At 41.6% G+C, this 14,607-nt stretch carries 13 protein-coding genes; 10 read left to right on the forward strand and 3 right to left on the reverse strand.

Going from position 1 to position 14,607, the window contains the following annotated elements; translation table 11 throughout:
* Positions 1-50: 50 nt before the first annotated feature.
* Complete coding sequence (locus tag BTO28_RS13170; protein WP_076767009.1) at positions 51-1,778, reverse strand: glycine betaine ABC transporter substrate-binding protein; 1,728 nt, start codon at positions 1,776-1,778, stop codon at positions 51-53.
* A gap of 4 nt (positions 1,779-1,782) precedes the next feature.
* On the reverse strand, positions 1,783-2,988 hold the full coding sequence (locus BTO28_RS13175) for a quaternary amine ABC transporter ATP-binding protein (protein WP_076767010.1): 1,206 nt from the start codon (positions 2,986-2,988) through the stop codon (positions 1,783-1,785).
* A gap of 863 nt (positions 2,989-3,851) precedes the next feature.
* Here BTO28_RS13175 and BTO28_RS17940 point away from each other — a divergent pair.
* The 6 genes from BTO28_RS17940 to BTO28_RS13210 all read left to right on the forward strand — a co-directional run bounded on the left by BTO28_RS17940 (position 3,852) and on the right by BTO28_RS13210 (position 10,373).
* Positions 3,852-3,980: an FCD domain-containing protein gene (locus BTO28_RS17940; protein WP_408606675.1), complete on the forward strand. Its 129-nt coding sequence runs from the start codon at positions 3,852-3,854 to the stop codon at positions 3,978-3,980.
* Between the two features lie 799 nt (positions 3,981-4,779).
* Complete coding sequence (locus BTO28_RS13190) at positions 4,780-5,739, forward strand: ABC transporter substrate-binding protein (protein WP_083711590.1); 960 nt, start codon at positions 4,780-4,782, stop codon at positions 5,737-5,739.
* A 12-nt stretch (positions 5,740-5,751) separates the two neighbouring features.
* A complete protein-coding gene (locus tag BTO28_RS13195; RefSeq protein WP_076767015.1) occupies positions 5,752-6,570 on the forward strand; it encodes an ABC transporter ATP-binding protein in 819 nt (272 codons plus the stop codon).
* Positions 6,571-6,634: 64 nt separating this feature from the next.
* Positions 6,635-7,639, forward strand: a complete 1,005-nt coding sequence (locus tag BTO28_RS13200) for a FecCD family ABC transporter permease (RefSeq protein WP_076767017.1) — start codon at positions 6,635-6,637, stop codon at positions 7,637-7,639.
* Positions 7,636-8,646 (forward strand): FecCD family ABC transporter permease, encoded by a 1,011-nt coding sequence (locus tag BTO28_RS13205; RefSeq protein ID WP_076767019.1) that lies wholly within the window; start codon positions 7,636-7,638, stop codon positions 8,644-8,646. Before BTO28_RS13200 ends, BTO28_RS13205 begins: the two co-directional genes overlap by 4 nt.
* Positions 8,647-8,654: 8 nt before the next feature.
* Complete coding sequence (locus BTO28_RS13210) at positions 8,655-10,373, forward strand: ABC transporter ATP-binding protein (RefSeq protein ID WP_076767020.1); 1,719 nt, start codon at positions 8,655-8,657, stop codon at positions 10,371-10,373.
* 75 nt (positions 10,374-10,448) lie between these two features.
* Here the strand turns inward: BTO28_RS13210 and BTO28_RS13215 are convergent, their stop codons facing one another.
* On the reverse strand, positions 10,449-11,321 hold the full coding sequence (locus tag BTO28_RS13215; RefSeq protein WP_076767022.1) for a LysR family transcriptional regulator: 873 nt from the start codon (positions 11,319-11,321) through the stop codon (positions 10,449-10,451).
* 116 nt (positions 11,322-11,437) lie between these two features.
* Between BTO28_RS13215 and BTO28_RS13220 the strand changes: the two genes are divergently transcribed.
* The 4 genes from BTO28_RS13220 (at position 11,438) to BTO28_RS13235 (ending at position 14,605) form a co-directional block, all read left to right on the forward strand.
* Positions 11,438-12,406 (forward strand): cupin domain-containing protein, encoded by a 969-nt coding sequence (locus BTO28_RS13220; protein WP_076767024.1) that lies wholly within the window; start codon positions 11,438-11,440, stop codon positions 12,404-12,406.
* Position 12,407: 1 nt separating this feature from the next.
* Positions 12,408-12,638 carry a DUF1450 domain-containing protein gene (locus BTO28_RS17945; protein ID WP_076767026.1) on the forward strand — a complete coding sequence of 77 codons (231 nt, stop codon included), beginning with the start codon at positions 12,408-12,410 and terminating at the stop codon, positions 12,636-12,638.
* 271 nt (positions 12,639-12,909) lie between these two features.
* On the forward strand, positions 12,910-13,710 hold the full coding sequence (locus tag BTO28_RS13230) for an ABC transporter ATP-binding protein (RefSeq protein WP_076767028.1): 801 nt from the start codon (positions 12,910-12,912) through the stop codon (positions 13,708-13,710).
* 28 nt (positions 13,711-13,738) lie between these two features.
* Positions 13,739-14,605: an ABC transporter permease gene (locus tag BTO28_RS13235; protein WP_233129884.1), complete on the forward strand. Its 867-nt coding sequence runs from the start codon at positions 13,739-13,741 to the stop codon at positions 14,603-14,605.
* The last annotated feature ends 2 nt before the right edge of the window (positions 14,606-14,607 follow it).

Genomic DNA, 14,607 nt, shown 5'->3' on the forward strand with positions numbered 1-14,607 from the left:
CGTCTATTATTATAGACGGTGTTAGTTTATTTCGCAGACGTACGATGTTTTTACTTTAAGTCTTCAATTGAATCGATATCGACATATTCAGGGACCACTAATCCATTCTTCGTTCCTTGAAGGTTTGGTCCAAGGTCAACGACATGATCCTTATAGGTATTGTAATACTCGAGATGGGTGCTTGGCAGCCATGCAGCAACCATTGCATCGGCACTGCCGTTGGCAATACTTGCAAACATTGGACCGACTTCAACTTGACTCATTGTAACATTGTATCCATTCTGCTCAAGAACCTTGCCAACCACATTCGTACTGGCGATTTCTGTGTCCCATGCAACATAAACAAGCTTAATCGGCTCTCCATTGCCTGTTTGGGCACCGTTTGTCCACTCGGCTATTTTGTCCTGATGATCGTCAATCCATTTTTCAGCGGCTTCAGCTGGATCCATCCCTTCCTCAATGAGGACCATTACTTCTTCCATGTCAGCCGTTTCCCAAGAGAATTGATCCAGTATTTTGTATGCGCCAGGAGCATCCTGTTCTAGACCTTTTCTTGCGATTGTATTAATATTCTCCGCTCCACCAAAGGTTTTATTTGGATCTTCTAGATATTTCAAATCGAATGAAGAGAACATCCAGTGAGGAGACCATCCTGTTATAACGATTGGTTCTTTCTGATCGTAGGCTTTTTTCAATTCAGCCACCATAGCAGCCGACGAACCTTCAGCAAGCTGCCAATTCTCCAGCCCGTAATCCTTTAACGCATTTCTAGCCTGCGTCATAATTCCAGCTCCAGGCTCAATCCCGATGATTTTATATTCCGTTTGTGCACCGATATCACTAGGATTTTCTTGAACCGCTTCTTCTTTTGCAAATCCTAAAACGAGTGCAGTGACCACCACAAGAATCGCTAAAAATGAAAAAACAATTTTTCGGCTAATAATATGCTCATATGCTGGCTTTCGCAAGTTTTGTGTAATCCGGTCGAGAATAATTGCTATGAAGACGATGGATAATCCAGCTTCAAAGCCTTGGCCAACGTTAATTTGGCTGACAGCCCGGTAAACATCTGCTCCAAGTCCTGGTGCACCAACTAATGAAGCTGTCACAACCATAGATAAAGCAAGCATAATACTTTGGTTAACCCCTGCCATAATCGTCGGAGTTGCCAGAGGCAATTGAACCTTGAACAATTTTTGGCTGTTGCTTGAGCCAAATGCGTCCGATGCTTCAATTAAATCGTTAGGCACTTCTTGAATTCCTAAGTTCGTCATGCGGATTGTCGGAGCAATCGCAAAAATAAACGAAGCAATAATGCCTGGCACTACGCCTATTCCAAAAAATAAAATCGATGGAATTAAATAAACAAAAGCAGGCATCGTTTGCATAAAATCTAAAATAGGGGTAACGATGTTTCTCACCGATTTCCTTTGTGCACACCAAATTCCAATCGGGATCCCTGCTACGACAGTGAGCAATCCTGATAAAATCACGATAGCAAGGGTTTGAATACTTGATTCCCAATAGCCAAGATTATCGATTAACAGCAAGCTGACAATCGTAAATATACCTAATGGCCATTTGCTTGTATATGTAACCAAGAGAGCTAAAACAACCATTAAGACGATAGGGGGGCCAGCACTTAAAACATCAACCAAAATATTTAAGAGACCCTCAATAGAACTGGTTAGAAGTGAAAACAATCCAGCAAACGCTACCGTTATCCAATCGACTAAAGAATCGATCCATTCTCCAAGCGGAATTTTCGGCATATTCATTGAATTACTCACTCTCCAATTCATTCAAGGAATCTTTGTTGCCTGCTAAAGCGCCAATAACGGCTCCGCGGATCACGATTCCTTTCATTCTTCTCTCATCATCGATGACCGAAATGGGCAGACTTGACGTGGCCATTTCGTCCATAAGATCTCCGAGTAAGGCATCCTCAGTAACCGTCGGGATATCGGTTGTCATTGCGTCAGAAATAGATTGGTTCTGATCGATTGCCTGGCGTGCTTGTTCTGCTGTCAGCGCCCCAAGTAATTTCTGCTTTCTGTCTACAACAAAGATGCTTGAATAACCCTGCTTACGCATAATCTCCAGCGCAACCCTTGGGCCTCGATCTGCACCGATTTTCTCTGCCCGTTTCATTACGTGGGAAGCTGTAAGTACTTTTGACAAGTCAACATCTTCTACAAACTTCTCAACAAATTCATTCGCTGGATTCATCATAATTTGCTCGGGTGTTCCCAATTGAATGACACTGCCGTCTTTCATCAGCGCAATTCGGTCCCCAATTCGCAGTGCTTCATCTAAATCGTGGGTAATAAAAATAATCGTTTTTTTGTATTGTTCTTGAATGGCAAGCAATTCATCCTGCATATCTTTACGGATTAACGGATCTAAGGCACTGAAAGCTTCATCCATTAATAAGATATTGGTGTCGCTGGCGAGTGCCCGTGCAAGGCCGACCCTTTGCTGCATCCCGCCGCTTAACTGGGAGGGCAGCTGATTTTCATACCCTTTTAAACCGACGACTTCAAGCGCATTCAACGCTTTTTCCCGCCGTTCATTAGGAGGAACTTTCTGAATTTCCAGCCCATACTCGGTGTTTTCCTGTATTGTTTTATGAGGAAATAAAGCAAAGTTCTGAAATACCATACTGATTTTTTTTTGCCTGACTTCCCTCAGTCTGGCGGCATTCATCTTTACGATATCTTCATTATCAATTAAAATCTCACCAATTGTAGGATCGATCAGTCTGTTAAACATACGGATTAATGTTGATTTGCCGCTTCCAGATAACCCCATGATGACAAAAATTTCTCCGGGATAAATGTCGAACGTAACATTATTTACGCCGACAGTCTGTCCGGTTTGTTTTAAAATTTCTTTCTTTGATTTGCCTTGTTTTAATAATTCAATGGCTGCTCGAGGAGATTTTCCAAAAATCTTCGAAACATTCCTGACTTCTACATATGGATCCACCAAAACACCTCACTATAAGATTGCCTATATCATATTCATTTTGCCGCTTTGTTGCTCTTCTTATGCGGATTTAGATTTATCCTAAACAGAGCAGCAAAGACTAAAACTTCGCAAAGACCTGTAGTCAACGTCGATGTTCCATAGCGGATAAAGAAGAACTGTTTTTTGCCAAGTCCTTTTGTCCTCTACAATCACGTCTGATTAGCTAAACAAGACTCGCGGGGGAGTGTCAACTTGTGCTAGACATCAAAATTCAAAAAAGAGTCCAATAAGAGAAATTTTTTCTAAAGTTTGTGATTAAATGAGCAATCCGAGCAGGATAAAGAGGAATCACAACTGAGGGAACGAGTATACACAGATTGTAAACTGGTAGTTTATTTCTTTTTTTCTTTTTGAATTTGGTTTATTTCCTACAATGGTCTAAACGTAAAATTCTGAAGTACTTTTACAACCTTAACAAAAGATGGATTAAAGTTCAAATGAAGAGAGTCGAATTAAATTCAAGAGTTGCGCCAATTTCTTCATATAAAGTCTTCATATAACCCAGTTATTTAGGGCTTTTCACTTAATTATTAGATGAAAGAATTTATTAAAAAATAATATTTTATTTATTTATAAGACGTGGATTATGTATTTTAATAAAGCTGTTTTTCTAATAGATTGTTGCTTTGAAATAGTGAAATTTTATATATAAAAAGGGGCTGTCGCTGCAATTGCCCTTCCAAACCTTCACATGAGAATTTGTCTAAAGAAAGAAAATATATGTTTAAAATGCGTCAAATACAAGAGCCAGATGCGGCTTATCTAGCTGCACTTAGACGAACGACGGAAGATGTAGAGAATATGCATAAGGTACTGCAATTATTCAAGATGACCTTTATTCTGCTGATAAGACAGGTGTAGAAGCAGATTTTGCGTTTCATCGTTCTTTGATACAGTCCGCCCATAATCCAGTTATGGTACAAACGATGGAAAGCTTATCCTCACTATAAGAGCACAATAACATTACTATTGATATAGTCTTTTTTAATAAACAATTAAAAAGAAATAGACCTAGTTTTCCGGTGTGTTTTGTGTCATTTTTTCGACATCTTTGAATATCTATTGAAGAAAGAAATAGCTAGGTGTAATCTTTAAAATAAAAAAATAGAAAGAAGATTGTTAAATTGAAGAAGCTACTACTTCTTTTCGCAGCGGCAGTAATTGTAAGTTCTATTGGACACCAAATAAACGGCGGATACGTGGACCCGCGAAAATCCCGCCTCCGGTCTATTTACTTAAAATAAGTTATCCTCTTGGCTGCCGCTCAATTGAACCTTTTAAACAAAGGTTCTTTTTTTATTTTTCTGCTTAATTCTCTTAACAGTCTGGCCCGGGGTGGTCTATCTATTTTTACTTTCGTTTTGTCAGCAAAAAGGATCTCAAGTTATTTGCAATACAATTTAATTCTTTTTTCTTGCAATAACCATTTATTTTCTACATAGTATCTGCTCCAATAGAAAGAGTTTCAGAAAAGACGAGGATTTTAAAAAATATTGCAAAAACAAAGAGAGGATATTTGAAGGCCATATCATATTTTGAGCGCTCAGCGACAACCGCATCTGACAAGTCGAAAATGACGTTGAGCGGGAAATATTTAAACATGCGAACTGGCTTAATTAACACTAGATGGACTTTTTCAGTGGTCTCGGAAAAATGGCTTCTTTTTTAAAAAAGGTATGGACAGCCTCTATGAATGTATGATAAATTTTTAAATGAAATTGATTATCATTAGCATTTAGGAGGATATAGATGATGAAACGCAAGGTTTTTGGTTTTATTAGCTTGATGATGGTGCTCTTGCTTGCGGCGTGCGGAGGATCACCTGATCGTGCAGCAGAACAGGAAACGGAGAAAGATGGAGAGCAGGCAACAAGAATTGTTGAGACATCCAAAGGAGAGGTGGAAATTCCAGCGAATCCAGAACGCGTCGTAACAGATTTCTATTTAGCAGACTTACTCGCCCTTGATGTGAAGCCGCTTGGATCAACGGATTTTCCTCTGAACAGCCCTTATACGAAAGAAATGATCGACGGCATTGAGAATATTGGCACACCGGTTTCAATGGAAAAAGTACTCGCATTAAAACCGGATTTAATCATTATGGAGTCAGATGAGAATTATGATCAATTATCAAAAATTGCACCTACTGTGGTTATTCCATACGCATCTGAAGGAGACTTCTATGGCGAATTCCGTAAAATTGCAGATCTCGTGAACAAAAAAGATGCTGCAGAAAAATGGATTACGTCATTTGAAGAAAAGGGAGCGGCAGCCCGCGAAAAAGTGGCACCTCTTGTAGAGAAAGGCGAAACGTTTGGTTTGTATGAGCTTCAAGGCGACAAACTTTGGATTTTTGGCGATAACTGGGGCCGGGGCGGTCAAATCATTTACGATCAGCTTCAATTAAGCCCGCCGGCAGAAATGCAAAAACTGATTAAAGAAGGCACCCAATATAAAGAACTATCGCTTGAAGCATTGCCGCAATACGCAGCAGACAATATGTTTGTAACAACCTGGAGCGGCGAAGGATCAAATGAAGAAAAAACGGAAGAATTGAAGAAAAGCGCGATATGGACCGGCTTGTCTGCAGTTAAAGAAAACAAAGTGTATGACATGAATTTTGAAGATATGTATTATGCTGACCCGTATGCTTTGGAAGGACAGCTTGACATGATGACGGAAAAAATTATCGAAAGCCATCAACGATAAGAGGTGCAACAAATGAGTAAATTACACGCAGAACAGGTAACCATTAGCTACGGAGCAGCGGATATTGTCCGTGATTTAACAGTCGATATTCCAGCCGGCAAAGTAACGACGATTATTGGACCGAACGGCTGCGGTAAATCGACTCTTTTGAAAACAATGGCACGATTAAAAGAGGCAAAAAGTGGCGCTGTGTATTTAAATGGGGGAGTCATTCAAAAGATGGCCACGAAAGAAATTGCAAAACAAATGGCGATTCTGCCTCAAACGCCGGAAGCCCCGTCTGGTTTAACTGTTTACGAGCTTATATCTTACGGACGCTTTCCTCATCAAAGTGGATTCGGCACCATGACAGCGCATGATCGTGAAATGATCGAATGGTCAATGGATGTTACTTCTGTATCGGAATTCCGCAATAGAGAAGTGGATGCTCTTTCCGGCGGCCAGCGCCAGCGCGTTTGGATCGCTATGGCACTTGCGCAAGAAACAGAATTGATTTTGCTTGATGAGCCGACAACCTATCTGGATTTATCACACCAGCTTGAAGTGCTTGAGCTTCTGCAGTCTTTAAATAGAGAGGAACACCGGACAATTGTCATGGTGCTGCATGACTTAAATCATGCTGCAAGATTTGCGGACTACATTGTGGCAATGCGGAATGGGGAAATCGTTTCTGAAGGGACGCCCAATGCCGTGATGACAAAAGGAAATTTGCGAGAAGTGTTTAACATCGATGCAGAAATAGTTCAGCATCCTCGTTCGGGGAAGCCGATTTGTTTAACGTACGATCTGGTTAAATCATCACAACTGTCACTTGCAGGAACGGGTTATTAATTGTCAGCGGGATCTCCTTTTAGTGGGGAGAACACCGCTTTTTTTGTAGAATTGAGGGAAAGATATGGCAATGCTATCAAAAAGAAAACCATTTTGGGCAACGATGTCCTTTTTTGCGCTAGTCACCGCAATGGCCGCTTCTATTTGTCTCGGAGCGGCCGATATTTCGCTATCCACAGTAAAAGATAGCTTATTTGCTTTTAATACGGCAGATACAAACCATCAAATTATTCGGGAAGTCCGGATTCCCCGTGCCATTGCAGGAGCCTTGATTGGTGCGTATCTTGCGATGGCGGGGACCATTATGCAAGGGATGACTAGAAATCCACTCGGAGACCCATCCATAATGGGCATTACTAGCGGTGCCGCTTTTGGAATAGCCATTGCATTTGTCTGGCTTCAGGAAGCCACAAGTCTTCAATTGATGATGGTTTCCTTTATTGGCGCAGCATTCGGTGCTTCGCTTGTATTTGGCGTTGGGGCCCTTTCAATCGGCGGTTTGACACCTGTAAAGCTGGCATTGGCAGGCGCTACAATCAGTTCATTGCTGATTTCATTGTCAACTGCTATTTCCATCCACTTCAATGTGGCGAAACAAATTGACTTCTGGTTTGCGGGGAGTGTCAATGGTGTTCAATGGATGGAGGTTGTTCTGCTTTTGCTTATCGGAGGACCTGTGTTCATTCTTGGCCTTCTTATTTCAAAGTCTTTGACCGTTCTTAGTTTGGGGGAAGAGGTATCAAAAGGTCTCGGGCAGCGTACGAAATTTGTCAAGATTGTCTGCGTTTTTATTATTCTTGTTTTGTCTGGGATTTCTGTTTCTGTAGCGGGTGTACTTGCTTTTATCGGCCTTATTGTTCCTCATATAACCCGCTCGCTGATAGGAATCGATTACCGGTGGCTTATTCTCTTTTCAGGGTTGTTCGGCGCGATATTGGTCGTTTTGGCTGATATTGCGGCGCGCATGATTCAACCGCCATTCGAAACACCACTGGGTGCCATTACGACATTGATCGGCGGGCCGTTCTTTTTATATTTAGCTCGCCGGGAAGGCGGGAAAATTCTATGATACTATTTAAAAAATCACCCTGGATTCTTGCGGGCTTGCTTGTAATCTTGATTCTGGCTGTATTTGTTGCCAGTTTAAATACAGGGGTCATCCGGTTATCCCCAATGAATACATTTAATGCCTTATTGGGGAAAGGATCAAGTGAAAACGAATTGATTTTATTCGATTTTCGAATGCCGCGAATGGTGCTTTCCATGTGTGTGGGGGCAGGACTCGCCATAGCTGGTGCCATTTTTCAAAGCATTACACGCAATGATCTGGCCGAACCTGGGCTTATCGGAATTAATGCTGGTGCTGGTGTTGCTGTTGTTTTATTTATTTTTTTAACAGGTGGTGTACTGGAAGAAGTAAGCGGTCTATCTGTCTTTATGTTGCCGCTTCTGGCATTTCTGGGTGCCATCTTAACGGCAGGTCTGATTTATCTATTCGCATGGAAGAACGGGGTCACGCCGCTTCGGCTTATTTTAGTCGGAGTGGCGATGCAGGCCATTTTATCCGCTGTGTTAATTGTGCTTCAGTTGAGTATGGAAGACCGTGATTTTAATAAAGCTCTAGTGTGGCTAATGGGCAGTATTTACTCCGCAAACTGGGGTTATGTTTGGTCGGTGCTCCCTTGGCTGCTGATTCTGATTCCATTTGCCATTTACAAGTCACGCTATTTAAATATCCTTCATGTTGGAGACGCAGCGGCAATGGGTCTAGGCATCAACGTCGAGCGTGAGCGGAAAAAACTGCTCATTGTGGCTGCGGCTTTAACAGGAGCTTCTGTTTCAGCAGGAGGCGGCATTGCGTTTGCTGGATTAGTTGCGCCCCATGTGGCCCGCCGGCTTGTTGGACCGAAGCATGAACGATTTTTGCCGATTAGTGCATTGATTGGAGCGCTGTTATTATTATTTGCCGATATGATCGCCAGAACGATTCTTATGCCGTCAGAGCTTCCGGTCGGTATTGTCGTTTCTTGCATTGGCGCTCCGTATTTTTTGTACTTATTAATGAAAAGTAAGTAGGTGGTCGTTTGCTAAAACAATTTTTTTCCTATTACCGTCCGTATAAAAAGTTATTTTTTCTAGATTTTTTCTGCGCGGTGCTGGCCGGTCTATTAGAGCTGGCCTTTCCGCTAGTCGTGAACTATTTTATTGATGATTTGCTTCCAGGCGGGAATTGGAATCTCATTATCGCGGCCTGCATCGGCTTATTGTTTATTTACATTTTAAACGCCGGTCTCCAATATGTCGTCACCTACTGGGGCCATATGCTCGGCATCAATATTGAAACGGACATGCGCCGAAAATTATTCGGCCACGTTCAAAAGCTTTCTTTTCGCTTTTTTGATAATACAAAAACAGGCCATTTAATTTCACGAATGACGAGTGATTTAATGGAAATCGGTGAAGTGGCGCATCACGGGCCCGAAGATTTGTTTATTGCGCTGATGACGCTGACAGGGGCTTTCGCCTTGATGTTCTATATTAACTGGAAGCTGGCTGTTTTAACCTTCATCATTATCCCGATAATTTTATGGCTTGCTGTTCATTTCAACAAAAAAATGACCGGTGCTTTTCATCGATTATTTGGCGATATTGCTGATTTTAATGCCCGCATCGAAGACAGCATGGGCGGCATCCGCGTTGTGCAGGCATTTGCCAATGAACAACATGAAAAAGCACAGTTTGATGAAAACAATAACCGTTTTCGTGTCACGAAACTGCTCTCGTATAAAATTATGGCGCTGAATATGTCTATTAGCTATATGCTAATGCGCGTTGTTACGCTGTTTGTGCTGATATGCGGTACATATTTTGTCATGAACGGGGAACTCACATACGGTGAATTTGTTGGCTTTATTTTGTTGTCGAATATTTTCTTCCGCCCGATTGAGAAAATAAATGCGATCATCGAAAGCTATCCGAAAGGCATTGCCGGATTTAAACGATATATTGAGCTGCTGGAAACAGAACCGGATGTCGCCGATTCACCTGATGCAATTGATATTGATATGGTTAATGGTGATATTCGTTTTCAAAATGTAACATTTGGTTATGACGGAACAACGCCAGTGTTAAACAATATCAGTTTATCAATCCGTGCGGGTGAAACGGTCGCCTTTGTTGGACCGTCTGGTGCTGGGAAAACCACTTTGTGCAGCTTGCTGCCGCGTTTTTATGAGGTTGATGAAGGAATTATTACAATTGATGGGCTTGACATAAAAAAAGTGACAATTGCCTCTCTCCGCCGTCAAATCGGGATTGTTCAGCAAGACGTTTTCTTATTTTCTGGAACGATCCGGGACAATATCTTATATGGGGATCTTGGCGCTTCGGATGAAGCGATAATGAATGCCTTGAAGCGCTCCCGGCTAGAGGAATTTGTTCAGTCACTTCCTGAAGGGCTTGATACGATTATTGGAGAACGCGGTGTGAAGCTGTCGGGCGGACAAAAACAGCGCATTGCGATTGCCCGCATTTTCTTGAAGAATCCGCCGATTTTAATTTTGGATGAAGCCACATCGGCACTTGATACTGAAACAGAACTTGCCATTCAGCAGGCATTGTCGGAGCTTGCCGTGGGCAGGACGACACTTGTGATCGCCCACCGTTTAGCAACGATTAAGCAGGCTGACAGAATTATCGTTGTGACGCCTTCTGGAATTGAAGAACAGGGAAGTCACCATGAGCTTTTACAGAGAAATGGACATTACCGCCGTCTTCATGAAGCGCAATTTGGAAACGTGTAATTACTCTCGAAGCAGAAAAAAATCCTTGCAGTATTTTTATAATGAAGAGAGCCTCCGTTTTTCCGGAGGCTCTTTTTACGTTTCCTTTGCTGTTTCTTTCTGTGCAAGATCACAAAACGTTTTGACAAGAGGAGAACGGTCGTTGCATCGGTATGTGATACCCATAGATGCAAGAGGCAGCTGTTTCACATCAATATAGACGACTTCCTGTGTGTGAAGGTTCATCGCTGAACGGGGAACGATGGCGAGCCCCATCCCAGCAGCAACTAGACCAATGACGGTTTGGAACTCCAGCGCTTCTTGCTGAATAATCGGATTACAAAGACCTAAAATCTCATGATATAGACCCGGCCACGTTTTAGGTGATAATAAAACGAATGGATACGGTTTCATATCAGCAAGTGTGACGTTCTCCAATTCTAGCAAAGGATGGTGTTTTGGAACTGCAAGCATACACGGGGCGATCGATACAATTTCTGTACAAAGAGAATCGTCAATAACAGGGGGTCTTAAAACACCGACATCAATTTCGTTTTGCCGTAGTGCTTCTACTTGGGCAGGTGTAGACAATTCAGATAAGTGTACTTGCACGTCAGGATAAAAGCGCCGGAAATCTTGCAAAACTGATGGAAGTATATCATATGTAGCCGAACCGACAAATCCAACCCGCAGATGTCCAAGCTTTCCTTTATGGATGCGTTTTGCGTTTTCAACAGAACTTTCAAGAAGACTGACGATTTTAATTGTGTCTTCGTAAAAACGTTTCCCGGCTTCAGTTAGTTCTACACGCCGATTATTACGGTAAAATAACAAAATGTCTAATTCTTTTTCTAAATTTTGAATCTGCATACTTAAAGGAGGCTGTGTAATTTGCAGCCGCTTTGCAGCACGGCTAAAATTTAATTCTTCTGCTACGGCTATAAAATAGTGAAGCTGTCTCAGTTCCATTCGGTCACCTGCAATTCAATTATTTGAAAACGATATCATTGCTATTTAAATTATATATTTTACGAACGATAAGCATCAAGATAAAATAAACGTAACAATCGAATGGAGGGGTATAAATGTCAACTAATGCACAAGCTGGTCAATTATCTGTAGGGAAAGTAGCTGAAAACTGGACGGGAGACGCTCAATTCTTTGAATACACAAATGCTGCGGATCCGATTGGAAGCGGTATCATTAGCCCGATTCCAGCGAAAGAATTTGAACCGGACTTATACAATTCAGGCGAAACTAGAATAGTAACACTCGACCTCAGTAAAGAATTAAAAACAGACTATCAAGCGACAAGTCCTTCTCTCCTTGCCCAATTTATTCGCATTAATGCAGGCGACTCCATTAAAACTGAGCCGAATGCAACAAGTGAACTCTACTACATTATTTCAGGTGCCGGGAGCACAGAAGTAAATGGAGAGACAATCAATTGGAAAAAAGGAGACTTTTTGACGCTGCCATCAGGGTCTGTCAGTCTGCATGCAGCGGAAGAAGACGCCACAATTTATTATATTTTAGATACACCTCTTCTTGATTATTTAGGCGTTAAAGCGACGGAAGCACGTTTTAAACCGACTCTTTACACAGCCGAAGAGGCAAAGAAACATTTGGATGAAGTGGCAAATGCACCGGATGCACATTTGAAAAACCGGATTTCCATCTTATTAAACAATCAAAAATTCGACCAGACATTGACGATTACCCATGTGTTATGGGCGATGCTGGGCATTGTTCCTGTAGGCGCGAATCAGGCTCCACATAGTCATAAATCAGTTGCGCTGGATTTTGTTGCCTACGCCGCACCAGGAACGTATACACTAGTTGGCGATCAAATTGATCCGGAGACAAACGAAATTATCGATCCGATCCGTATCGACTGGGTCACAGGAAAAGCGTTTGTTACACCGCCAGGACTATGGCACTCCCATCACAACGAGTCAGGTGAAGCAGCTTTTATCATCCCAATTCAGGATGCCGGACTGCAAACCTATTTGCGTACGCTTGATATTCAATTCACTCATTACGATCAAGAATAGAATGCGTGCCATTAAATTTTGCAAAAAGAACCTAAAAGTCACAGAATCACAAATCGCAAAGCACATTTTTCAAACAAATTACAGTAATCTTCTGAACGTTTACGAAACGGACTGCTTTAGACGCTGTCTGCAATGCCGGGTAAAACCCTTTTGCCGCATTCAGCTTACAACGATTGAAGCCGATGATGCAAAGACCTTAGTGGATAAGGTAATTCAAAAAATAAATGAATAGCAGTAAAGCCCTGTGCTCTAATTGAGCCCGGGGCCTTTTTAATTTCTTCATTGTGTTTAAAGTAATTATTTATAAATTGATCGTTATGTCAAAAGGAGACAAAACATGCCGGCTCCTGTTTTCATGAAAGGTAAGCGTTTTCAATCATTATATATCATAAAAAATATGATTTAAGTGAAATTTGTAAGATTTCCTCTCATATGCAAAGACGATAACTGAAGATTTCTTTAGTTTGCTACCATCTAATTAAGACAAACAAGGAGGGATTCAAATGGCAGATTTTAAACTGGAATTAAAGGGCGTAACAAAAGTATTTGAATCAGGATCCAATACAAAAACGACCGCTATATCGAATATCAATATGAAAATCCCTGACCATCGGTTTGTTAGCATAATTGGACCAAGCGGATGCGGAAAGTCGACTCTATTTAACATTATCTCAGGGTTGATGGAGACGAGTATGGGAGAAATTAAGGTGGATGGAAATAAAGTGAACGGAATGGCAGGGACTGTAGGCTACATGCTTCAAAAAGATTTATTGCTGCCGTGGAGAAAAATATTAGACAACGTCATTTTGGGAATGGAATTGAAAGGTGTATCAAAAAAAGAAGCAAGTGATATTGCTGTTCCCTTATTAGAGAAGTACGGGCTGGGCGGTTTTGAACATAGTTATCCTTCACAGCTTTCTGGAGGAATGCGGCAGCGCGCAGCCTTGTTAAGAACGATTCTTTATGACCGGGATATCATTTTGCTTGATGAACCATTTGGTGCATTGGACGCGCAAACACGTTCCGTTATGCAGGAATGGCTGCTTGATTTATGGGATGATTTCCAAAAAACAATCTTATTTATTACACACGACATAGATGAAGCGATCTATTTATCAGATGAGGTTTACATTATGTCAGCACGGCCAGGCGGGATAAAAGAACATTTATGCATTGATATCCCGAGACCAAGAAAGCCAACAATCGTGACATCACAAAAATTCATTGAGTATAAAGAGCTTGCCCTTTCACTGTTGTCAGAAGAGACAAAAAAAGCATCTCAAATTGAGAAAAAAGTGATTTAATCAAGCAAGAAAAGGAGAGTGGATCCTCGTGGAAAATACAGGAATAAGCAAAGAGTTGTCCTCCCTGAGCAACGTGAAAACAAAAAGGAAAAAAGAGCAAAAATCGAATGTGAAATATCTTGAAAACAAACCTCTAGCAGAGTGGAAAGTGAATGCTGGCCGGTTTTTTGTTTTCCTTATTATTATTCTTTTTTGGGAGGCAGGAGCCAGGGCTCAAATCATTGATCCTTTTTTCTGGAGTTTACCATCTGAAATTCTCGCTACCTGGATGCAAATCATTTTGGATGGAACAGCATGGAGAGATACGTTCTTCACGTTTCAATCAACGGTCTATGGCTTTGTGATTGGAACCGTAGCGGGGGCGATGCTTGGGCTGTCGTTTTGGTGGTCTAGGTACTATGCCAAAGTCGCTGAACCTTTTATCATCATGTTTGAATCCATGCCAAAATTAGCCTTGGCTCCCATCATCGTTTTAATATTTGGACTGGGGATGAGTTCCAAAATCGCTATGGCTGTTGCGATCACGATCGTCATTACCACTTTAACAACGTATAACGGATTAAAGCGTGTAGATAGTGATTTAATCCGCATGATTTATTCACTTGGCGCTACCCGTTTACAAGTGTTCACCAAGGTTGTGGTTCCCTGGACGATGCCTTCTATTATCTCTGCACTTCGGATAAACATTGGTCTCGCGCTGACTGGAGCGATTGTTGGTGAATACATTGGTTCTACTCATGGAATCGGTAGAATGATCTTTTATGCAGGCCAGACATATGAAATCGATTTAATCTGGGCGGGCATCTTTAATCTATCACTGTTATCTATGTTTTTATATGCGGTCGTAAGCCAAATAGAAAAGTTTTTGCTCGCGGGTATGCTACATCAAAAATAATG

Source organism: Domibacillus epiphyticus (genome assembly GCF_001975785.1).
GTDB classification, from domain to species: Bacteria; Bacillota; Bacilli; order Bacillales; family Domibacillaceae; genus Domibacillus; species Domibacillus epiphyticus.

Bases quoted from the DNA above. Each gene is read 5' to 3' on its own strand.
- BTO28_RS13170 (WP_076767009.1), bottom strand. From the start codon at position 1,778: ATGAATATGCCGAAAATTCCGCTTGGAGAATGGATCGATTCTTTAGTC.
- BTO28_RS13190 (WP_083711590.1), top strand. From the start codon at position 4,780: ATGATGAAACGCAAGGTTTTTGGTTTTATTAGCTTGATGATGGTGCTC.
- BTO28_RS13195 (WP_076767015.1), top strand. From the start codon at position 5,752: ATGAGTAAATTACACGCAGAACAGGTAACCATTAGCTACGGAGCAGCG.
- BTO28_RS13200 (WP_076767017.1), top strand. From the start codon at position 6,635: ATGGCAATGCTATCAAAAAGAAAACCATTTTGGGCAACGATGTCCTTT.
- BTO28_RS13205 (WP_076767019.1), top strand. From the start codon at position 7,636: ATGATACTATTTAAAAAATCACCCTGGATTCTTGCGGGCTTGCTTGTA.
- BTO28_RS13215 (WP_076767022.1), bottom strand. From the start codon at position 11,321: ATGGAACTGAGACAGCTTCACTATTTTATAGCCGTAGCAGAAGAATTA.
- BTO28_RS13220 (WP_076767024.1), top strand. From the start codon at position 11,438: ATGTCAACTAATGCACAAGCTGGTCAATTATCTGTAGGGAAAGTAGCT.
- BTO28_RS17945 (WP_076767026.1), top strand. From the start codon at position 12,408: ATGCGTGCCATTAAATTTTGCAAAAAGAACCTAAAAGTCACAGAATCA.
- BTO28_RS13230 (WP_076767028.1), top strand. From the start codon at position 12,910: ATGGCAGATTTTAAACTGGAATTAAAGGGCGTAACAAAAGTATTTGAA.